General features: G+C 70.3%; 20 protein-coding genes. 8 read left to right on the top strand and 12 right to left on the bottom strand.

Features of this window, described 5'->3' with window-relative positions; all coding sequences use genetic code 11:
- Positions 1-146: 146 nt before the first annotated feature.
- The 4 genes from OVA17_RS16105 to OVA17_RS16090 all read right to left on the bottom strand — a co-directional run bounded on the left by OVA17_RS16105 (position 147) and on the right by OVA17_RS16090 (position 2490).
- Entirely contained in the window at positions 147-1049 is a 903-nt protein-coding gene (locus tag OVA17_RS16105; protein ID WP_267787447.1) for an SURF1 family protein, read from the bottom strand.
- A gap of 78 nt (positions 1050-1127) precedes the next feature.
- Complete coding sequence (locus tag OVA17_RS16100) at positions 1128-1334, bottom strand: hypothetical protein (protein WP_210076610.1); 207 nt, start codon at positions 1332-1334, stop codon at positions 1128-1130.
- On the bottom strand, positions 1331-1702 hold the full coding sequence (locus OVA17_RS16095; RefSeq protein WP_267787446.1) for a DUF3099 domain-containing protein: 372 nt from the start codon (positions 1700-1702) through the stop codon (positions 1331-1333). Before OVA17_RS16095 ends, OVA17_RS16100 begins: the two co-directional genes overlap by 4 nt.
- 113 nt (positions 1703-1815) lie before the next feature.
- Positions 1816-2490, bottom strand: coding sequence for a DUF4190 domain-containing protein (locus OVA17_RS16090; RefSeq protein ID WP_267787445.1), 675 nt, complete (start codon positions 2488-2490; stop codon positions 1816-1818).
- A 134-nt stretch (positions 2491-2624) separates the two neighbouring features.
- On the opposite strand from OVA17_RS16090, the gene fabG reads away from it, so the two are divergent.
- Positions 2625-3335 carry a 3-oxoacyl-ACP reductase FabG gene (gene fabG, locus OVA17_RS16085; protein WP_267787444.1) on the top strand — a complete coding sequence of 237 codons (711 nt, stop codon included), beginning with the start codon at positions 2625-2627 and terminating at the stop codon, positions 3333-3335.
- Between the two features lie 75 nt (positions 3336-3410).
- On the opposite strand, the gene OVA17_RS16080 is transcribed toward fabG, so the two are convergent.
- Positions 3411-4088 (bottom strand): alpha/beta fold hydrolase, encoded by a 678-nt coding sequence (locus tag OVA17_RS16080; RefSeq protein WP_267787443.1) that lies wholly within the window; start codon positions 4086-4088, stop codon positions 3411-3413.
- Between the two features lie 118 nt (positions 4089-4206).
- Positions 4207-4848: a phosphoserine phosphatase SerB gene (gene serB / locus OVA17_RS16075; protein WP_267787442.1), complete on the bottom strand. Its 642-nt coding sequence runs from the start codon at positions 4846-4848 to the stop codon at positions 4207-4209.
- Positions 4849-5009: 161 nt separating this feature from the next.
- On the opposite strand from serB, the gene OVA17_RS16070 reads away from it, so the two are divergent.
- On the top strand, positions 5010-5483 hold the full coding sequence (locus OVA17_RS16070; protein WP_150956214.1) for an S-ribosylhomocysteine lyase: 474 nt from the start codon (positions 5010-5012) through the stop codon (positions 5481-5483).
- Positions 5484-5666: 183 nt separating this feature from the next.
- Here the strand turns inward: OVA17_RS16070 and glgC are convergent, their stop codons facing one another.
- Entirely contained in the window at positions 5667-6911 is a 1245-nt protein-coding gene (gene glgC, locus OVA17_RS16065; protein ID WP_210076594.1) for a glucose-1-phosphate adenylyltransferase, read from the bottom strand.
- A 76-nt stretch (positions 6912-6987) separates the two neighbouring features.
- On the opposite strand from glgC, the gene glgA reads away from it, so the two are divergent.
- The 3 genes from glgA (at position 6988) to OVA17_RS16050 (ending at position 9580) form a co-directional block, all read left to right on the top strand.
- Positions 6988-8178: a glycogen synthase gene (gene glgA / locus OVA17_RS16060; protein WP_267787441.1), complete on the top strand. Its 1191-nt coding sequence runs from the start codon at positions 6988-6990 to the stop codon at positions 8176-8178.
- Positions 8179-8414: 236 nt separating this feature from the next.
- Positions 8415-9197 carry an ABC transporter ATP-binding protein gene (locus tag OVA17_RS16055; RefSeq protein ID WP_210076589.1) on the top strand — a complete coding sequence of 261 codons (783 nt, stop codon included), beginning with the start codon at positions 8415-8417 and terminating at the stop codon, positions 9195-9197.
- A 131-nt stretch (positions 9198-9328) separates the two neighbouring features.
- Positions 9329-9580, top strand: coding sequence for a type B 50S ribosomal protein L31 (locus OVA17_RS16050; protein ID WP_013586710.1), 252 nt, complete (start codon positions 9329-9331; stop codon positions 9578-9580).
- 540 nt (positions 9581-10120) lie between these two features.
- Here OVA17_RS16050 and OVA17_RS16045 read toward each other — a convergent pair.
- The 3 genes from OVA17_RS16045 to OVA17_RS16035 form a co-directional block, all read right to left on the bottom strand.
- Positions 10121-10948: a carbon-nitrogen hydrolase family protein gene (locus tag OVA17_RS16045; RefSeq protein WP_267787440.1), complete on the bottom strand. Its 828-nt coding sequence runs from the start codon at positions 10946-10948 to the stop codon at positions 10121-10123.
- A 606-nt stretch (positions 10949-11554) separates the two neighbouring features.
- Positions 11555-13333, bottom strand: coding sequence for an HNH endonuclease signature motif containing protein (locus OVA17_RS16040; RefSeq protein ID WP_267787439.1), 1779 nt, complete (start codon positions 13331-13333; stop codon positions 11555-11557).
- Between the two features lie 832 nt (positions 13334-14165).
- Complete coding sequence (locus OVA17_RS16035; RefSeq protein WP_210076583.1) at positions 14166-14900, bottom strand: exonuclease domain-containing protein; 735 nt, start codon at positions 14898-14900, stop codon at positions 14166-14168.
- Positions 14901-15010: 110 nt separating this feature from the next.
- Between OVA17_RS16035 and OVA17_RS16030 the strand changes: the two genes are divergently transcribed.
- Positions 15011-15883, top strand: a complete 873-nt coding sequence (locus tag OVA17_RS16030) for an alpha/beta fold hydrolase (RefSeq protein ID WP_267787438.1) — start codon at positions 15011-15013, stop codon at positions 15881-15883.
- Positions 15884-15935: 52 nt separating this feature from the next.
- On the opposite strand, the gene OVA17_RS16025 is transcribed toward OVA17_RS16030, so the two are convergent.
- Entirely contained in the window at positions 15936-16496 is a 561-nt protein-coding gene (locus OVA17_RS16025) for a CGNR zinc finger domain-containing protein (protein ID WP_210076578.1), read from the bottom strand.
- 71 nt (positions 16497-16567) lie between these two features.
- On the opposite strand from OVA17_RS16025, the gene OVA17_RS16020 reads away from it, so the two are divergent.
- Positions 16568-17560 carry a DMT family transporter gene (locus OVA17_RS16020; protein ID WP_267787437.1) on the top strand — a complete coding sequence of 331 codons (993 nt, stop codon included), beginning with the start codon at positions 16568-16570 and terminating at the stop codon, positions 17558-17560.
- A gap of 46 nt (positions 17561-17606) precedes the next feature.
- Here the strand turns inward: OVA17_RS16020 and OVA17_RS16015 are convergent, their stop codons facing one another.
- A complete protein-coding gene (locus tag OVA17_RS16015) occupies positions 17607-18080 on the bottom strand; it encodes an Lrp/AsnC family transcriptional regulator (RefSeq protein ID WP_210076576.1) in 474 nt (157 codons plus the stop codon).
- A 173-nt stretch (positions 18081-18253) separates the two neighbouring features.
- Between OVA17_RS16015 and pdhA the strand changes: the two genes are divergently transcribed.
- Entirely contained in the window at positions 18254-19390 is a 1137-nt protein-coding gene (gene pdhA / locus OVA17_RS16010) for a pyruvate dehydrogenase (acetyl-transferring) E1 component subunit alpha (RefSeq protein ID WP_267787436.1), read from the top strand.
- Positions 19391-19437: the final 47 nt, after the last annotated feature.

Genomic DNA, 19437 nt, shown 5'->3' with positions numbered 1-19437 from the left:
CGCGAAGGGCCGCGGTGCGTGGCACCATCGCCGAGTGACCCGTCAAGAGATTCCCGAAGACGTCAGAGCGATCGTCTTCGATGTCGGCGAGACGCTGGTGGACGAAACGCGTCTGTGGGGTGCCTGGAAATCCGTCCGTCCCGCGCTCAGCGTGCGTCGAGCAGGGCGTCCTCGTCGTCGGCGTCGCGGTCCTTCGGGCGTTTGCGCGAGCGGTGCAGGGCGACCGGGTCGACGCGACGGCGCTCACCGGAGGGCTTCTCGGGCGAGGGGAGGGGTTCGACCAGCGCGTCCTCGTCGTCCTCGTCTTCGTCCTCTTCGCGGCGGAGCTTGCGCTCGTTGATGATCACGTAGGTGATGAAACCGAAGCCCATCACGGCGAAGAGGATCCACTGCACCGCGTACGAGAGGTACGGTCCGGGGTCGTTGCTCGGTGGATCGACCGGGGCGGGGGCGGTCGCGGGAGCGGGGGATTCCGACATGAGCAGGCCGTACGCGCCCTGCTCGATGGGGCCGGCCTGCTCCTCCACGAGTCCGAGATTGATGGTGGGTACCTGACCCGCCTCGGCGGTGCGACCCGAGGTCGGGGCGGCCTCTTCGGGGCGCAGACGGACCTCGACGGTCACGTCGCCGGAGGGCGGCGCGGGGATGTCGTCGGGTTCCGACTGCTGGTTGCCCGGGGGGAGCCAACCGCGGTCCACGAGGAACGTGCGGCCGTCGTCGAGTCGGAACGGCACGAGCTGTTCGAAGGCCGCCGAGCCCCCGTGCGCGCGGTTGCGGACCAGCAGCTGCTCGTCGGCGAGGTACTGCCCCTGCATGCGCACGGGACGCCACTCGTCTCCCGGGTTCATCTCGGCGCCGGGGGCGAGCAACTCCGCGAGGGGGACCGGGGTCGCGTCGTAGTTGTCGGCGACGAGCTGCAGTTGCTCGCTGCGCTCGGCGTTGCGCGAGAACTGCCAGTTCGAGAGGAACCCGCAGGCGATCGCGAAGAGGATCGCGATACCGACGTAGATCGCCCAGCGCCCGGCCGCGGGCATCTCACGCGCGCTCATCGCGGGCACCTCTCGATGCGCACGTTCATCTCGACCGAACAGACCACGCCTTCCAGGGTACGTCCGACGGCAGGGCGTTCACGCGCGATCGCTCGAGAGGGCGGCGACCTCGACGGGGAAGTCGCGGGCGCTGAGGAACTCGCGCAGATAGGCGACGTGCTCGTCGCAGGCGACCCAGGTCTTGCGGCGGTCGGCCGCGTGGATGCGCGGGTTGCGCCAGTGGATCGCCCAGACGGCGGCTTCTCGGCATCCGGCCCGCGAGCATTCGGCGGGCTCGTCGCTCACGAGCGGTTGTCGCGCGGAGGGTCGAGGCGCGGGGTCTCGGCGATACGGATGACCAGCGGGCCCTCGGCAGCGGCTGCGGGAGCGGGGACGGCCGAGGGAGCTTCGATGGCGCGCTCGGGTTTGATCGCCTCGGTGGAGCCTTGGTCGGCGCCGACGTTGGCGACGATCACGGCGAGATAGGGCAGGAAGATCGCTCCGGCCGCGAACACGAAGGTGTACCAGCCGTAGGGAGTGATGACGGCCATCGCGATGAAGCACGCGATGCGGATCCCCATCATCACCATGTACTTGGTGAAACGGGAATCGGCGTCCTCCCTCGGTGCCTTGGGGAGCGACGTCGCGGACTGAGCGGTGTGCGATGTCTTCACAGTGGTATCAGGGTACGCCCGTGGGGATGACACAGGGTGCGCTCTCGCGCCGACTCTTCGACATCGTGACAAGCCGCCGGGCGCCTGAGCGCCCGGCGGCTTGATCGCGACCGTCAGGCGCCGTAGCGCGAGCCGCTGGAACCGGCGCTGCCGGCGATGAGGATCGAGATCCCGATGATGAAGAGGATGACGAACAGGAGCGTCACGTAGCCGATGATGACACCCGCGAGCGCCATTCCGCGGCCGCGCTCGCCTCGCTCCTTGATCTGCTTGAGCGAGATGTGCCCCATGATGACACCGGCGATCGATCCCACCACCGGGAGGATGAGCACGAAGCCGACGAGGGATGCCACCAGCGACACGATCGCGAGAACGTTGGTGCGCGCGGGGGCGGCGTAGGCGCCCCCGTACCCGTACGCCGCGTTCGGGGCACCGTACGCGGGCTGTCCGTAGGTCGAGGTCGTGGGCTGCCCGTACGCCGGTGCGCCATAGGCGGGCGCGCCGTAGGCTGCACCGGCCTCGGGCGCGGGTGCGCCGTAGGCGGGGGCCTCGGGCGCGGGTGTGTGGGATGCCGGGGCTTCCGGCGTCGGGGTTCCGTAGGGCGTAGCGGTGTCCGCCGGAGCGCCGGAAGGTGCCGCGGACGCCGACGTCCCCGCTGCCTCGTACGGGGGAGCCGGGGGCGTGTCGCTCTGCGGAGCGTACGGCGACGACGGCTGGTCGCCGCCGTTCGCGTTGTCGGACCCGATGTGCTCGGGATGCTGCGGGTCGGTGGTGCGGTCGTCGCTCACGGGAGCCCCTTTCGTCGCGCGTTCCTCCAGCGTTCCAGCGGCGCAGACCCCGTGTCAAACCTCGGCGGGCGAGGCGGGGGAGTCGCCTCGGTAGGCTAGGGCGGTTCCGTCACCGCAAGCGCAGGAGTCTCACCATGTCCCAGGACCGCGTCGTCGTCGTCACCGGAGGAAACCGGGGCATCGGTCGAGCCATCGCCGAGCGTTTCGTCGCCGAGGGATGGAAGGTCGCCGTGACCGCCCGCTCCGGTGAGGGCCCCGAGGGAACCCTGACCGTGCGCGCCGACGTGACCGACGCCGCCGCCGTGGACGCCGCCTTCACCCAGGTGGAAGCCGAGCTCGGCCCGATCGCAGTGGTCGTAGCGAACGCCGGTGTGACGAAGGACACCCTGTTGCTCCGCATGAGCGAGGACGACTTCGACAGCGTCGTCAACACCAACCTCGGTGGCGCCTTCCGCGTGGTCAAGCGCGCTTCCAAGGGCATGCTCAAGGCGCGCTGGGGTCGTGTCATCCTCATCTCGAGCGTCGTCGGTCTGTACGGTTCGGCCGGTCAGATCAACTACGCCGCCTCCAAGAGCGCGCTCGTCGGCTTCGCCCGCTCGCTCACGCGGGAACTCGGCGGTCGCGGGATCACGGCGAACGTCGTGGCACCGGGCTTCATCGAGACCGACATGACGGCCGAGCTTCCCGCCGACACCCAGTCCGAGTACAAGAAGAACATCCCCGCCGGACGTTTCGCCTCTCCCGACGAGGTCGCCGGAGTCGTCACGTGGCTCGCCGGTGACGACGCCGCGTACATCTCGGGTGCCGTGATTCCGGTCGACGGCGGCCTCGGCATGGGGCACTGACGCCGGGAGTCCGGCTCACCCCAGAACCCGAAGGCCCGGCGCGACACCATCGCCCTATCGATCGGGCCCGGTTTCTCACCGCACCGCGGCGACCAGCTTCTCGGCGAACCGCTGGGGCTGCGAGAACTGCGGCCAGTGGCCGGAGCCGAGCCGCACGACCTCGAGACTGTCGAGGCGGTCGACCTCCTCGGCGTACGCACCCCACTCGGCGAGCACCCGCGGGAGGGCTTCTGCATCGAGCTGCCCCGACAGGATCGTCACGGGCACGGTGAATCGCCGCTCGTCGCTCAGGGTGATCCGCGAGCTCGGCACGCGGCCGGGCACATCGACGACCTGCTGCGCGGTGCGCTCTCGCGTCTGTGGGTCGAGGTCGGCGACGTCGTCTTCGTCGAAGAAGTCCCACCCGGGGAAGTGCACGACACCGTCCCCGATGGGGAATTCGGAGATCATCGCGCCCGGATGCGGCACGATCGTGTCGACGAGGATGACGCGCGCGACCTCGTCGGGCCGGCGGTCGGCCGCACCCCAGACGACGTTGCCGCCACCGGAGTGCCCGACGAGGATCACCCGGCCACCGATGCGGTCGATCTCTGCGACGACCGCATCGACCCAGTCATCGACGACCAGGTCGCCCACGGCTGGTCCAGGCAGAGTCAACGGATGCGGACGATGGTCGGCCGCCTCGAGGGCGGGGATGATGTCGTCCCACGACGACGCGTCGAGCCACAGACCGGGAACCAAGATGACGTCCATGCGGCGAGGGTAGAACGGACCTCCGACATCGGGAAGGGGACCGTCGCGTCGGCTCGGTGGGGCGGCAGGCCGCCGCCGGAGGGAGAGTCCGAGGCGGTCGTCAGCCCGGGGCGCCCCGTCAGCGGGGGAGGAGGGCGACGACCTGCGCGAGGTTGACGGGGCCGACCACGAGATCCGCGCGCTCGCGCACGGCGGGCTTGGCGTTGAATGCCAGACCCAGGCCCGCGGTCGCCATCATCTCGAGATCGTTCGCGCCATCTCCGATCGCGAAGGTGAGGGGGAGGGGAACACCGAGCTCGGCGGCCCAGCGACGGAGCGTGTCGGCCTTGGCCGTGGCATCCACGATGTCTCCGTCGACCTCTCCCGTGAGAGCTCCGTCGACGGCCACGAGCCGGTTCGCGCGCCAGAGGTCGACGCCCAGGCCGGGAGCCACGGTGTCGAGAACCTCGTGGAACCCGCCCGACACGACGCCGACGACCCCGCCGCGCTCGTGCACGGCGGCGATCAGCTCGCGCACGCCCGGGGTGGGGTCGATGCGCGCGATCGCCCGCTCGAACGCCTCGGTGGGTACGCCCGCCAGTGCGTGCACCCGCGAGCGCAGGCTCGTGGCGAAGTCGACCTCGCCGCGCATCGCGGCTTCGGTGGCGGCGGCCACCTCGGCACCCCGGCCGGCCTCGTCGGCAAGGAGCTCGATGACCTCGTTGCGGATCAGCGTGGAATCGGCATCGAGGACGACGAGGAAACGGGCAGTCGCAGGCACGCGCTCCACGCTAGCGGTTCGAGAAGGGACGCCCCGCCGGGTCGCGTCCGCGCGCCGGAAGACGCGGCCGTCGGCGTCGCACGGCGTCACGCGGGGTCTGCCGGCGGCGCGCCCGCCGTAGGCTCGTGCGGTACCCCCGCTTCCTCCGAAGGGACCCCCTCATGGCCGACGTCGAAAGCTTCACCCTGGATCACACCGCCGTGCTGGCGCCGTACGTACGCCTCATCGGCACCGAGTCGGGGCCTCGCGGCGACGTCATCTCGAACTTCGACCTGCGTCTCGTGCAGCCGAACGAGCAGGAGATCCCCACCGCCGGGCTCCACACCATCGAGCACCTTCTCGCCAGCCTCGTGCGCGATCGCATCGACGGTCTGATCGACATCTCGCCGTTCGGCTGCCGCACCGGCTTCCACGTGATCATGTGGGGCGAGCCCGAGGTCGCGGCCCTCGTCGACGCGATCTCCGACTCGCTGCGCGCGATCGCCGACGACGTGGAGTGGGACGACGTCCCCGGCACCGACGCTTTCAGCTGCGGCAACTACCGCGACCACAGCCTGCACACGGCGAAGGAGTGGTCGAAAGCCGTTCTCGCCAAGGGCATCTCGCGCGACGCGTTCGAGCGCGTGGGGGTCTGAGAGAGGGCCTCTGCGTGCGAGCGCGTCTCACCCGGCCCGCGTCGCAGGCGCCCATCCCGTGCGACGGCCTCGGGCGCGATGGTGAGAAGATCGCTCTCCCGACAAGAGAGGGGCGGTGACCAGCTCGGTCACCGCCCCTCTTCTGCACCCGGAGCCGTGCGGCATCCGGAGCCGTCCCGATCGCTAGGCGTGGACGTGCACGTCCTTGCCGACGACGGTGATGCCCGTCTCGGTCACGGTGAACCCGCGGGCGAGGTCGCGCTCGCGGTCGACGCCGATGGTCGCGCCGGGCTCGAGGACGACGTTCTTGTCGAGGATCGCACGGTGGATCCGCGCGCCCGCGCCGACCTGCACGCTGTCGAAGAGCACCGAATCGGTGATCGTCGAGCCGCCCCCGGCGAGGGCCCACGGGCCGACGACGCTGCGCTCGAGATGCGTGCCCGAGAGCACGGAACCGAGAGACACGATCGAGTCGATCGCGTTGCCGATGCGTCCGACGGAGTCGCGCACGAACTTCGCCGGCGGGGCGTTGAAGGTCTGCGAGTAGATCGGCCAGTCGTTGTTGTAGAGGTTGAACACGGGCAGGGTCGAGATCAGGTCCATGTGCGCGTCGTAGAACGACTCGATCGTGCCGACGTCGCGCCAGTACGACTGATCGCGCGGCGTGGAGCCGGGCACGTCGTTGCGGTTGAAGTCGTAGACGGCGGCCTCACCGCGATTGACGAAGTAGGGCACGATATCGCCGCCCATGTCGTGCGCCGAGGTCGGCAGCTCCCCGTCGTGGGCGACGGCTTCGACCAGGGCGTCGGTGTCGAAGATGTAGTTGCCCATCGAGGCGAGCACCTCGTGGGGGGCATCGGCCAGTCCCTCGGGGTTCTGCGGCTTCTCGAGGAAGGCACGGATCTTCGTCGGGTCGGTGGGGTCGGTGTCGATCACGCCGAACTGGTTCGCGAGCGAGATCGGTTGACGGATGCCGGCGACCGTCGCCCGCGCGTCGGAAGCGATGTGGGCGTCGAGCATCTGCTTGAAGTCCATGCGGTACACGTGGTCGGCGCCGATGACGACGACGATGTCGGGCTTCTCGTCGCGGATCAGGTTCATCGACTGCAGGATCGCGTCGGCAGAGCCCGAGAACCACCGTTTGCCGAGTCGCTGCTGGGCCGGGACCGAGGCGACGTACGCGCCGAGCATCGGCGACATGCGCCACGTCTGCGAGATGTGGCGGTCGAGGCTGTGCGACTTGTACTGCGTCAGCACGACGAGCTGACGCAGTCCCGAATTGATCAGGTTCGATATCGCGAAGTCGATCAGGCGGTACTGGCCGCCGAAGGGGACGGCGGGTTTGGCGCGGTCCGCCGTCAGGGGCATGAGTCGCTTTCCCTCGCCGCCGGCGAGGATGATTCCGAAGACCTTCGGCGCTGCAGGCATGGCACCACCCTAGGGCTCAGGGAAGCGAGCGGGAACACGTTCACGGCGCGTCTCTGCCTGTACTACGGTTCGTCTCATGCGCGTCGACATCGTGACCAAGGAGTACCCGCCGGAGATCTACGGCGGAGCCGGGGTCCACGCCACCGAACTCGTGAAGGCGCTGCGCGCCGAGGGCACCGAGGTGCAGGTGCGCGCGTTCGGCGCGTCGCGCGAGGAGGCGGACACGACCTCGTACGGCGTGCCCGCCGAGCTCGCGTCGGCGAACGGTGCCATCCAGACACTCGGCACCGATCTGGCGATCGTGTCGGACATCGCGGGCGCCGACGTCGTGCACTCCCACACCTGGTACGCGAACTTCGCGGGTCACCTGGCGTCGCTTCTCCACGGCATCCCGCATGTCGTCACCGCTCACAGCCTCGAACCGCTCCGCCCGTGGAAGGCCGAACAACTCGGTGGCGGCTACGCGGTGTCGAGCTACATCGAGAAGACCGCGTACGAGGGCGCCGCGGCGGTCGTCGCGGTCAGCTCGGGCATGCGCGACGACATCCTGCGCAGCTACCCCTCGCTCGACCCCGACAAGGTTCGGGTCATCTACAACGGCATCGACACCGAGTCATGGCATCCGGTGTCGGACGACGACTTCCTGCGGTCGCAGGGAATCGACCCCGCACGCCCGTCGGTCGTGTTCGTCGGTCGCATCACCCGTCAGAAGGGCCTGCCGTATCTGCTGCGTGCGGCGGAGCAGCTTCCGCCCGAGGTGCAGGTGATCCTGTGCGCGGGAGCTCCCGACACCCCGCAGATCATGGCCGAGGTCCAGGAGCTCGTGCGGGGACTGCAGGCCACCCGCGACGGGGTCGTCTGGATCGAGCGACTGCTGCCGCGCCACGAGCTGTGCGCCATTCTCACGGCCGCGACCACGTTCGTGTGCCCCTCGGTGTACGAGCCCCTGGGCATCGTGAACCTCGAGGCCATGGCGTGCGGTGCCGCGGTGGTGGGAACGGCGACGGGCGGTATTCCGGAGGTCGTCGTGGACGGCGTGACCGGCCGCCTCGTGCCGATCGACCAGGTGCAGGACGGCACGGGAACGCCCGTGGATCCCGAGCGTTTCGTCGACGACCTCGCCCGTGTGCTGACGGAGGTGTCGATGGATGCCGAGAAGGCCCGGGCCTACGGACGCGCCGGACGCCAGCGCGCGGTCGATGACTTCAGCTGGGCGGCGATCGCGGAGACCACGGCGGCGCTGTACGCGGAGGTTGCGGGGAAGTAACTCGCGGTGCTCGTCGGGGGCGCGGTGGCGTTGTGCGCGGCGGTTGCGGGGAGGGAGTTCCGGGCGGTCGTCTAGGCGCGGTGGTGCTGTGCGCGGCGGTTGCGGGGAGGGAGCTCGCGGTGGTCGTCGGGGGCGTGGTGGTGCTGTGCGCCCGGGTCCTGCGCTGGCCGTGGCCCGCTGTCCACAGGGGCCGCGTGGCATCCGATTCTCTCCGGCTCGGACAGTAGGCTGGAGGCATGCCCCAGGTTCTCGAGTTCTCCGACGTCGTCGTCCGCCGGAACGCGCGGGACATCGTGTCCCACCTCGACTGGACGGTGTCGGATGACCAGCGCTGGGTCGTCCTCGGCCCGAACGGTGCGGGGAAGACGACGGTCCTCCAGCTCGCCGACACGCTGCTGCACCCCACGTCGGGTTCGGTGACGATCCTCGGCGAGCGTCTGGGGCGCACCGACGTGTTCGAGCTCCGCCCGCGCATCGGGTTCGCGTCGTCGGCGATGGCGCGTCGCGTGCCGCCGGAAGAGACGGTGCTCGACGTCGTGCTCACGGCGGCCTTCTCAGTCGTCGGTCGCTGGCGCGAGGACTACGACGACATCGACGAGCGTCGCGCACTGCGCGTGCTGGCCGAGTGGAAACTCGACCACCTCGCCGACCGCACCTTCGGCACCCTGAGCGACGGCGAGCAGAAGCGCGTGCAGATCGCCCGCGCGGTCATGACCGACCCCGAGCTGTTGCTGCTCGACGAGCCGACGGCCAGCCTCGACCTCGGAGCGCGCGAAGAACTGCTGGCTCTGCTGTCCGGTTACGCACAGGCTCCCACCACGCCCGCGATGGTCATGGTGACGCACCACGTCGAGGAGATCCCCGTCGGGTTCACGCACGTTCTTCTTCTGCGTGACGGTGAGGTCGTGGCATCCGGGCCCCTCGACGAGGCGCTGACGGCCGAGAACCTCTCCAAGACGTTCGGGCTCGACATCACGCTCACGCACGAAGCCGGGCGCTGGGCGGCTCGCGCCTCCTGATCCGATCGGCGCTCGAATCACGGGGCCGCGGCGCGGAGCTGGGCCTGGTAGACTCTTCCGTTGGTGCCATCGGCGCCGCAGACTTTGACGTCCTGGCAGAATCCAGGACACCACTTCTCAAAGGACCTCCCATGAAGACTGACATCCACCCCACGTACAAGGCCGTCGTGTTCCGCGACCTCGGTTCGGGCGACACGTTCCTCACCCGTTCGACCGTGTCCAGCGACAAGACGATCGAGCTCGACGGCGTGGAGTACCCCGTCATCGACGTGGAGATCTCGTCGGCTTCGCACCCGTTCTACACGGGCAAGCAGCGCATCATGGACTCGGCCGGTCGCGTCGAGAAGTTCAACCAGCGCTTCAAGAACTTCGGCGGTCGTTGATCCGCAGCGGTTCTCGCAGCGAAAGCCCCTCGTCCTTCGGGATGGGGGGCTTTCGCGTTACACGGGGAGCGCGTTGAAGCACGTTCGTTTTCCTGCGCGTGAGCGGATTGTTCTGCGGTATTCGCCTCACGCGGACGGGCGCTGCAACCGCCGCCGAGCTGTGGACCCTGAGAAACCCGGTGAACTTCGTGGGGCGGCGATGACCTCTGAGTCGCGTACCGCTGCGGGGTGGTGAGAGGGCTCGGCGGAATGTCTTCGGTTGTGCGGTGCTGTCGGCTCGTGGCGCGGGGTCGCCGTGCGGGGTGAGGGACGGGCGGGTGGTGGCGGACGTTCGCCGGGCTGGTTCGGGCCGGTGTTGCGGGAGCGGCTCGTGGCGTGGGTTCGCCGCGCGGGTTGAGGGACGGGCGGGACGGCCGGGTGGTGGGGGAGGTTCGCCGGACTGGTTCGGGCCGGCGTTGCGCGCCTCGTGGCGCGGGGTCGCCGCGCGGGTAGAGGGTCTGGCGGGACGGGCGGGTGGTGGGGGAGATTCGCTCAGCCGTTTCAGGCCGGTGCTGCGCGACCGGCTTGTGACCGGAGTTCGCCGGATCGCTCGAAGGCGCCCAGGTCGTCTCGGCGGTCCGCCCACATGCGCTGGTCGCGACGGACGTCTTCCACGACAGCGGGGTCGATGTCGGCGATGGCCAGCCCTTCGCGTTCGCCGACGGCCGCGATGCGGCGTCCCAGCGGGTCGAAGATGGCCGAGCCGCCGATGAAGTCGCTCGGAACGCCGACGAGACCGCTGTAGACGACGTAGATGCCGTTGTCGAGCGCACGTGCGGCCAGGTGAAGATCGCGGCGGCGGCCACCGCCCGGAAAATATGCGCCGCTGTTGAGATAGACGGTGGCGCCGGCAGCCGCAGCCGCGGCGGCATGCTCGGGAAAGTTCGCGTCATAACAGACCGATAAGGCGAACTCGACGTCGCGGATTCGGAACGAGTATCCACGCGCGCCGGAGGTGAACAAGGCGCGCTCGGGCGAGTGGAGGTGTTGCTTGGAGTACGCGGGGTAGGGCGGTTGGCCGGGGGTGAACAGGAGGTCGGTCAGCGTTCGTCGATCGCCCGCCTGGAGCGCGGTATTCACTACGGCGGCGACGCCCGTCTCGTCGACAGCCTCCTGCAGCGGGGCGAGCCACGCGCGGTCCGCGATGCTCGGCAGCACACCAGCGGCGAAAACGGTCTCGTCGTAGCCGGTGAGGAACGCCTCGGGAAAGAGGACGACGTCTGCTCCGGACGCGTCGCTTTCGATGACGAACTGCGCCGCTCGCGTGACGTTGACCTCGACGGCGCCAGGGACGGCCTCGGCCTGGACGGTGGCAATGCGGGCGGTCACGAGAGCAGTTTGACAGGTCAGGGGCGGGTCGTTGCGGTCGGCGGTGGCGGGGCGGGCAGGGCGCGGAAGTGGATCGGTGTTGGTGTCGGGTCTGGGATCGGGGCAGCGGTAGCGCGGTGCGGTCAAGGGGGAGGCCCAGGGCTGGGTCGGGGCCTCGAGCAGGGGCAGGCGACGGCGGCGGGTGCGCGGCGCGGTGCGGAAGTGTGCAGGGGTTGGGGGCGGATTCGAGATCGGGCAGCGGCCCGGCGGTGAGCCCGGGTTGGGGTCGGGGCCGGACTCGGAATCGGGGCAGCGGCGCGGGCGCAGCGAGACCCGGGGTCGAGTCGGAGCCTGGACCAGTGCAGGCGATGCCAGCAGGTGCGCGGCGCGGCCCAAAGATCGGGCGGGGTCGGGGTCCGGGCCGGGTTTGCGGGAGCGGCCGCGCAGTGCGGGCGCAGGAAGGGCAGGATCGGGGTTCAGTCAGGGGGAAGCGGTGCGGGAGGAGAGGGCCACGGGAGGGCCGGGTCCAAGGCAACGCGACTGCCGGTTTGGAACAGCGCGTGCGTCGGTGCAGGGCGAACCGAGCTCGCGGTCCGGTCCCATCGCGGCGGTCTCGCCACGTCGTTCCTAGAACGGCGGTGGATCTGTCCCGTATCTCCCACCGAGGGGAGAGGTCCAGGCGCTGTCGCCGCCGGCCCCGTGGTCGATATCCCAGCGGCTCTCGTGGCGCAGGCGATGGTGATGGCGGCATTTGGGGTCGAGGTTGTCATCATCGGTGGTTCCGCCGTCGGCCCACGCGGTGCGGTGATCGATGTCGCACTCGCGTGCAGCGCGACCGCACCCGGGGAAGACGCAGGTGGGCGAGGTGACACCGAGCCACCGGCGGAGGGCGACGGGAACCCGGTACGTCTTGCGGTCGAGTATGAGCGGGGCGCCGGTCACCGGATGGGTGAGGAGTCGGATCCATGAGGTCGCGGTGCCGGCCAAGCGCCGCGCCGTGTCGAGATCGATCGGCCCGTACCCCTCGAGCGTTGCGGGCTCGCTGCTGTGACCTAGGAGGGTGAGCGCGGGGATCGTGACGACGACGGTCGCTGAAGGCGCGGCTCGGAAGGTGCGCGGGGCGGTAGGTGAATCATGGGGTGCGTCGGGTGAGGGTGCGGGCGCGGGTCGCGGGGCTCCGGTTTCGTGAGCGCTGGATGATCCGCGGGGCTCGGCGTGCCGTATGTCGGGTGGGTAGGGCGCGCGTAGCGCTTCGCCCGGTGAATGAGGCCTCGGGCCTGCACCATCGACCGCTTGAGGGGAGGGGCCGACGGTGCCGTCAGCCGGGGTCGGGCCCATCGCTGCGGGCACCGGGTCGTCTGTCATCGTCACCAGGTCCGCGAGGGCGTCTGCTCGCAGTTGCGCGAGCGTGCGCTCTTCGTCGGGCGCAGCGCGCAGGTGCCGAGCTGCCTGGTCGAGGCGCGACATCACGGCGCGAGCGCGGTCAGCGGGGAGAAGCGCGTGCAGCGAAGCCATGCCGTCGAGCTCGGCTCTCATCCACACGCCGCGCTCCTCTACAGCCCGACGGTGACGGGTCTCGATGGACTCGGCGTGGACGCGCTCGCGAATGGCGCGGGCCGCCACGGCGAACTTCGCCGGGGGCAGGGCCAGCGCCTGCGCGCACGCTTCGTCGTCGAAGCGCCGAAAGGCGTCGGCGTCGCCGGCGGGGAGGGTCGAAGCCATCCGGGCCGCGTCGACGGCGTGCTTCTCGGAAAAGCGCCCCTCGCCGAAGGCGGTCCACAGCTTTGGGCACCCAACGGCCAGCGTCCGCGCGTGAGCGGCCCTCGTCCGGACCGTCTGTTCGGACAGATGCAGGCGCACCGCGATCTCGGCGACAGCGGCGCGTTCCGCGAGGTCGACGCGGTCGCGCCGCACGGCGCCGGGCGTGCGGCCTCGGGAATCACTCCAGGCGCGATCCACCGTGGGGTCGGGTCCGACCCACGGTGTGGGGTCGAAGGCGGCATCGTCGAGGATCGCCAGGATCAGACGGTACTCGTCGGCGGTCGCACGCTGCCGATCCCTGACGACGCACTCGAGATGCCCCAATCGCGCGTCGATGTCGGAGACCCCTGCGGTTTCGCCGCCGGGCGGGTCGATGACGTCGTCCCACTCCCACTCCCAGGTCGCGGCACCGTCGGGGGCATGAAGAGTGTGCGGCACCCGCAGCGGCGCGCTGCGGGCGAGAGAGGGAGACACAGGGTTCGCCGACGGGGCCTCGTCGCCCGTCGACCATTGCACATCGCCGCTCTCGCGAAAAGCAGCCCATGCGGCTTCGAGCTCGAGCTCGTCGTCGCTGGGCCAGGGCGCGCCGTCGCACTCTCGGAACACCGGCGTCGGCCGGTCTTCGGAGCGTGCGATGCGGGTCATGGGAGAACGGTATCGCCGACCTCCGACATTGGGTCGGGGTCGCATTCACTTGGTGAATCCGAGTCTCAAGGGCGACCTCGCACGCGAGTCCGGTGAAGGCCGGCGAGTGCAGGGGTAGAGCAGGGGTGGTTGCGGAACTCCCTCAACGCTGCTCCTCAGTGGCCGCGCTCGTGACCTCTTCGCCTAGGAGAGGGGGAGGAGCAGGCCTGGACCGGGCGTCGGGCCTTGCTCCTGACCGGGGCGGCACCTGGGGTCAGGTTGGTGTCGAGGCGGTGGGGGCGGTGTTGTGCACCGGGACGGGGGGGGGGGAGAACAGGCTCGGATCGGGGCGTCGGGTCTTGCTCCTGACCGGGGTGGGGCCTGGGTTCAGGCTCGTGTCGTGGTGTGGGGGGGCGGTGTCGTGCACCGGGACGGGGGCGAGAGCAGGTCCGGGTCGCGGTGTCGGGGTCGGGTGGGTGGTGTTTCGACCGGGGCGGGATCGGAGGTCGGGTGTGTGTCGTGGTGGCCGGTGGTGGGGCCGGAGCTTCGACCGGTGAGGAAGCGGGGTTCGGGTTTCGGTCGTGTGGTCCGCTCGCGCGAGTCGTGTTTCGCGCCGGAATCGGAGAGGGGTTCGGGCTCGGATCGTCGCGCCGGCTCGTATGAGTGTGCTTTTCGACCAAGCGAAGAGGTCGGCTCAGGTGCAGCTCGATGGTGTCGGGCTCGTGCGGATGGGGTGTTCAGCGGGTAGGGCGATCAGGTCGCACACTCGATCGCCGTGCCGGGAAGGCGGCCGGGCGCCCGGTGAGATTCGATACTGTCGGATGCCGGGAGCCCGAGACCGGTCGTCCGGGCGTCAGCGGATCGGCCAAGCCCCGTCGATCGCGGGAGCGGTGGCATCCAGCCGGCCGATCTTCACGAAGTACTCCGTGAGGCTCTCGGCTTGAGCGCGGGCCCAGGCGATCTGGCGGGTATGGAGCTCGTCGAGGGTCGAGGGGAGCCACGGGCCGAACTTCTCGGCGAGCGCCAGGGCGAGTCGCCCCGCAGCGACCGCGTCGGCGCAGGCCTCGTGGGCGGATTCGAGCGGCACACGGTAGTGCTCGGCGACGACCGAGAGGGTGCGCTTGCCGCGGCGGTACCGATCGAAGGTCTTGTCGACCACGAGAGGGTCGATGACGGGGGAGGGGGCGGCGATCGGAGTCACGCCGTGACGCACGGCTTCGTTCTTCAGCATCGAGAAGTCGAAGGGCGCGTTGTAGGCGACGACCGGGATGCCGGCGGCGAAGAGCGACCCGAGAGCCTCGACGACCTCGGCCACCACGCGCGGCGCCGGAGCGCCGTCGGCGCGGGCGCGATCGGTGGAGATGCCGTGGATGGCCGCGGCTCCCGCCGGGATCTCGACGCCGGGGTCGGCGAGCCAGTCGCGCGCGTCGACGACGTTGCCTTCGGCGTCGAGTACACCCACGTGCGCGGTGACGATGCGATCGTTCTCGACATCGATCCCCGTGGTCTCGAGGTCGAACACGCCGACGAGGCGCGCCCACTCGGGCGTCTGGAAGAGGGGGAGCGGCTCGGCCTGCCACGTGGTCATGCGCTCACGGTAGAGGGGAGCTCCGACATCACCGTCGAGGCGCGCAGAGCGGGGTGGATGACGAAGAGCGCTCGATCAGAGTCGTGTGTCCCCCCTCGTAGACTCGACGCATGCCGAACCCGTACGCCGAACGCCTCGCTCAGATCCCCGTCGTGCGGCGCGAGGCGCGGGTTCTCGGGGGGACCACGGCGTACTGGGTGTACGGCGACGACGACGCCGAGACGACGATCGTCGCGGTGCACGGCTTCCGCGGTGAGCACCACGGGCTCGATCCGGTGGTGGCGCATCTTCCCGGCATCCGGGTCATCTCTCCCGACCTTCCCGGGTTCGGTGAGACCGCGCCGTTCGTCGGCCGCCCCCACGATCTCGACACCTACGCCGCGTGGCTGCGGGCGTTCGTCGAGCAGGTCGCTCCGGATGCCGTCGTGCTCGGCCACTCGTTCGGCTCGATCGTGGCGTCCGCGGCGGTGGCGGGCGGGTTGTCGACGCCGAAGCTCATTCTCGTGAACCCCATCGGGGCCCCAGCCCTCGAGGGGCCGCGAGGCATTCTGACTCGTCTCGCCGTGTTCTACTACCTGGCCGGGGCGAGGCTTCCGCGCGTGCTCGGCGACGCGCTGCTGCGCAACGGCCTCATCGTGCGCGTGATGAGCAACGCCATGGCCAAGACGCGCGACCCCGACCTGCGCCGTTTCGTGCACGAGCAGCACGACGAGTACTTCTCGCGCTTCGCCGACCGCGACGTGCTGCACGAGGCTTTCGTTACGAGCGTCTCGCACGACGTGCGCGAGTTCGCCCCGCGCATCGCGCAGCCGACGCTTCTCATCGCGGCCGAGAAGGACGACATCACCCCGATCGAGGCCGAGCGTCACCTGGCGACGCTGTTCCCCGATGCGCGGCTCGTGGAGATCCCCGAGGTCGGGCACCTGATCCATTACGAGACGCCGGAGGCGGCGGCATCCGCGATCCGGGAGTTCGTGGAGTAGTCGCGCGGAGCGCTCGGCCCCGAAGTCGGGCCGAGCGCGAGACCGCGTCCGGTCAGGAGGGCGCGTGCGCCTTGCGCTTGCGGTAGGCGTTGACGTTCATGCGGTTGCCGCAGTTGCCCGCGTCGCAGTACCGCTTCGATCCGTTCTTGGAGAAGTCGACGTACACGCCGTTGCAGTCGTCGGCGTCGCACACGCGCACGCGGTCGTACTCGTCGGCGCGGATGACGTCGACGAAGGCGAGCGCCGTCTCGACGAGGATGCGCGTGGCCAGCGGATCCGCCGGGTCGCTCGCGTGGATGTGCCAGTCGAGGCCGTCGTGACGCACGAGCTGGGGGAGCGCCCGCCCGTCGGCGAGCATCGCGTTGACGAGGGGGGCTGCCGCGTCGCGATCCGCGCTCCACAGCTCCAGGATGCGGGGCCGGATGCCGCGGACATCGGCGAGCTCGCGGGCGTCGCGCGTGCGCGAGCCGGTGTAGCCGTGGCGGCCGGTGAAGGCCTCGAGGTCGGAGGCGTCGACGAGGGTGTCGACGCCGCTGACCTCCGTGTGGGGCAGGGTGTTGACGAGCTCGACGGCGGCGCGCAGCACGAGTTCGGTGTCACGGATGAAGACCACGTTGACTCCTGACAGGTAGAGGCCGTACTGTCACGAGTGTAAACCCCCTTCACTCGTGACAGCAGGCCCGCATGACCACGTCCTCCGTGACCCTCCCGCGTCCCACCCACCGCGGCTCCACCGCCGTCACCGGCCTCGCGATCGCCGTGGCCTCGGCCTTGGCGTTCTCCTCCAGCGGGCCGTTCGTCAAACCCCTGCTCGACGGCGGCTGGTCGCTGGGAGCGGTGCTCCTGGTGCGCATGGGGCTCGCGGCGCTGCTGCTCTCGCCCGCGCTCGTTCGCGCGGTACTCCGGCAGCCCGGGTTCCTGCGCCGCCACGGGCTGCTGATCGTGTCGTTCGGTCTGACCGCCGTCGCCGGATGCCAGCTGTTCTACTTCGCCGCGATGCAGCGGATGCCGGTGGCCGTCGCCCTGCTCATCCAGTACATCGCGCCGGTGCTCATCGTCATCGCCGTGTGGGTGCGCACCCGCCGCTCGCCGTCGAGGGCCGTGCTGATCGGGTCCGTCGTGGCGATGGCCGGTCTCGTGCTCGTCGTCGACATCAGCGGTGCACGGTTCGACCTGCTCGGCACGCTCTTCGCGCTGTGCGCCGCGGTGTGCGCGGCGGCGTACTTCGTCATCGCCGGGCGCGCGGGCGACGACCTCCCGCCCCTGGCTCTCGCCGCCGGCGGCCTGCTCACCGGGGCGCTGCTCATGGGGGTGCTGGTGCTCACCGGAGTGCTGCCCTTCGCGGCACCCTCGATCACCGTGTCGCTCGCGGGGCTCGAGCTTCCCGGCATCCTGCCTCTGCTGTGGGTGGGCGGTGTCGCGACCACCGTCGGTTACGCGCTCGGGGTCATCGCGGTGCCGCTCATCGGCGCGCGGCTGGCCTCTTTCGTGGGGCTCAGCGAGGTACTGTTCGCGCTGGGGTTCGCGTGGCTGCTGCTCGGTGAGACACCGGCGCCGGTCCAGTTCGCGGGCGGAGCGCTGATCCTCGTGGGCGTGGTTCTCGTGCGGATGGATGCCGGGAGCCCGACCGAGCAGAAGACCGAGACGGCGAGCATTCCGGTGATCCCGGCGCCGTAGACGGAGGGTTTCGGCGCCGTGAGATCGGCGACCCCCGGCGCCGACGCTAGATCTCGTCGCGCGCCAGCTGCATCAACGGGCCCACGCGGTAGCCGATGACCTCGCCCATGACGAGAGACGTCTCGGTGCGCTCGACGCCCTCGATCGCGAGGATGCGGGCGTCGGTGTCGAACAGGTGCTGGGTGTCGCGGCACGCGACCCGCACGAGCAGATCGACCTGCCCGCTGAGCCCGTGCGCCTGCAGGACCTCGGGAACCTTGGCGAGCTCGGCGCGGATCACCGGCAGCTCGGCCTGACGGACGGTCACCTGCAGGAACGCCTCGATCGGGAAGCCGAGGGCTTCCGCCGACAGCGTGCGTTCGTACGAGAGGAAGACGCCCCCGCGTTCCAGGCGGCTCATGCGCGCCTGGACGGTGTTGCGGGAGAGTCCGAGTTTCTCGGCGAGGGCGACGACGGTGGCGCGCGGATCGGCGGACAGGGCGCGGAGGAGGTCGAGGTCGACCGCGTCGAGCTTGCTCATGGTGCGAAACATTAGCAGCGCGAGGGTCGTTCGCGGTGGGCACGATGCTCAATGTGACGGCGAGGTCTTGAGCGGGGTGCGTTCCGCGCGTACGGTCGGCCTCGTCGGCGGTGCTGCCGGCATCCATACGCCCCCGCTCTCACGAGGAGCCCGGGCAGCACGGAGGGATGACGATGACGTACACCCAGACGCGAGGCTCTTCTGCGGGAAGCGCCGACGATCACGACGCCCCCGAGGATGTGCTCCGCCTTCTCGAGCCCGACGGCTCCCGGATCGCCGACGACACCCTCGACCCCTGGGTCGCCGACCTCTCACCTCACGAGCTGCGCGCCCTGCACCGCGACATGGTCCTCACCCGCAGATTGGATGCCGAGGGCGTCGCCCTGCAGCGTCAGGGCCAGCTGGCGCTGTGGGCTCCGTGCCGCGGACAGGAGGCCACCCAGGTGGGCACGGCCCACGCCCTCGCCCCCGGCGACTTCGTCTTCCCCAGCTATCGCGAGCACGGCGTGCTGCTCGGGCGTGGCGCCAAGCCCGCCGACTACGTGCTCGCGTGGCGCGGCGAGGAGCACTCGGCCTACGACCACACGTCGATCAACGCCGCTCCTCCCCAGATCATCATCGGCGCGCAGTCGCTGCACGCCACCGGCTGGGCGATGGGCGCCCAGCGCGACGGCTCCTCCGACGTCGCGGTCGCGTACTACGGCGACGGGGCGACCAGCCAGGGCGACGTCAACGAAGCGATGGTCTTCGCCTCGTCGTTCCGCGCCCCCGTCGTCTTCGTCTGCTCGAACAATCAGTGGGCGATCAGCGAACCCGTCACCGTCCAGGCGAAGTACCCCATCGCGGGTCGGGCGCCGGGGTTCGGCATCCCGAGCCTCCGGATCGACGGCAACGACGCCCTCGCCTGCGTCGCCGCGATGCGGTGGGCCCTCGATCGCGCTCGACGCGGTGAGGGTCCCTCGTTCATCGAGGCCGTGACCTACCGCATGGGACCCCACACCACGAGCGACGACCCCACCCGCTACCGCGATGCCGCCGAGGTCGAGGAGTGGGCGCAGCGCGACCCCATCGCGCGGCTCGAGGCGTACCTGCGCGCCGAGGGGATGCTGGACGATTCCGGCATGGCCGAGGTCGCCCGTGCCGCCGACGCGCTCGCCGCCGAGGTGCGCGCGGCGTGCATCGGGGCGACGACGCGCGCACCCGAGACGATGTTCGACCACGTGTATGCGGAACCCCACGCCGGGCTCGCGCGGCAGAGGGCGGAGTACGTCGAGTACATGGCCGGCTTCGAAGGGGAGGGTTCGCGATGACGATGTCCACCACGACCGGTACGGCGACAGGAAGCACGGAGGCGTCG

Origin of the sequence: Microbacterium sp. SL75 (assembly GCF_026625865.1) — a bacterium.
GTDB lineage: Bacteria > Actinomycetota > Actinomycetes > Actinomycetales > Microbacteriaceae > Microbacterium.
The sequence above is the reverse complement of the archived record's forward strand: the minus strand, read 5'-3'. Positions and strand labels throughout refer to the sequence as shown.

Excerpts from the sequence above, each read along its gene's own strand:
- OVA17_RS16105 (WP_267787447.1), bottom strand. The coding sequence starts at position 1,049 with ATGAGCGCGCGTGAGATGCCCGCGGCCGGGCGCTGGGCGATCTACGTC.
- fabG (WP_267787444.1), top strand. The coding sequence starts at position 2,625 with ATGTCCCAGGACCGCGTCGTCGTCGTCACCGGAGGAAACCGGGGCATC.
- OVA17_RS16080 (WP_267787443.1), bottom strand. The coding sequence starts at position 4,088 with ATGGACGTCATCTTGGTTCCCGGTCTGTGGCTCGACGCGTCGTCGTGG.
- OVA17_RS16070 (WP_150956214.1), top strand. The coding sequence starts at position 5,010 with ATGGCCGACGTCGAAAGCTTCACCCTGGATCACACCGCCGTGCTGGCG.
- glgC (WP_210076594.1), bottom strand. The coding sequence starts at position 6,911 with ATGCCTGCAGCGCCGAAGGTCTTCGGAATCATCCTCGCCGGCGGCGAG.
- glgA (WP_267787441.1), top strand. The coding sequence starts at position 6,988 with ATGCGCGTCGACATCGTGACCAAGGAGTACCCGCCGGAGATCTACGGC.
- OVA17_RS16055 (WP_210076589.1), top strand. The coding sequence starts at position 8,415 with ATGCCCCAGGTTCTCGAGTTCTCCGACGTCGTCGTCCGCCGGAACGCG.
- OVA17_RS16050 (WP_013586710.1), top strand. The coding sequence starts at position 9,329 with ATGAAGACTGACATCCACCCCACGTACAAGGCCGTCGTGTTCCGCGAC.
- OVA17_RS16040 (WP_267787439.1), bottom strand. The coding sequence starts at position 13,333 with ATGACCCGCATCGCACGCTCCGAAGACCGGCCGACGCCGGTGTTCCGA.
- OVA17_RS16035 (WP_210076583.1), bottom strand. The coding sequence starts at position 14,900 with ATGACCACGTGGCAGGCCGAGCCGCTCCCCCTCTTCCAGACGCCCGAG.
- OVA17_RS16030 (WP_267787438.1), top strand. The coding sequence starts at position 15,011 with ATGCCGAACCCGTACGCCGAACGCCTCGCTCAGATCCCCGTCGTGCGG.
- OVA17_RS16020 (WP_267787437.1), top strand. The coding sequence starts at position 16,568 with ATGACCACGTCCTCCGTGACCCTCCCGCGTCCCACCCACCGCGGCTCC.
- OVA17_RS16015 (WP_210076576.1), bottom strand. The coding sequence starts at position 18,080 with ATGAGCAAGCTCGACGCGGTCGACCTCGACCTCCTCCGCGCCCTGTCC.
- pdhA (WP_267787436.1), top strand. The coding sequence starts at position 18,254 with ATGACGTACACCCAGACGCGAGGCTCTTCTGCGGGAAGCGCCGACGAT.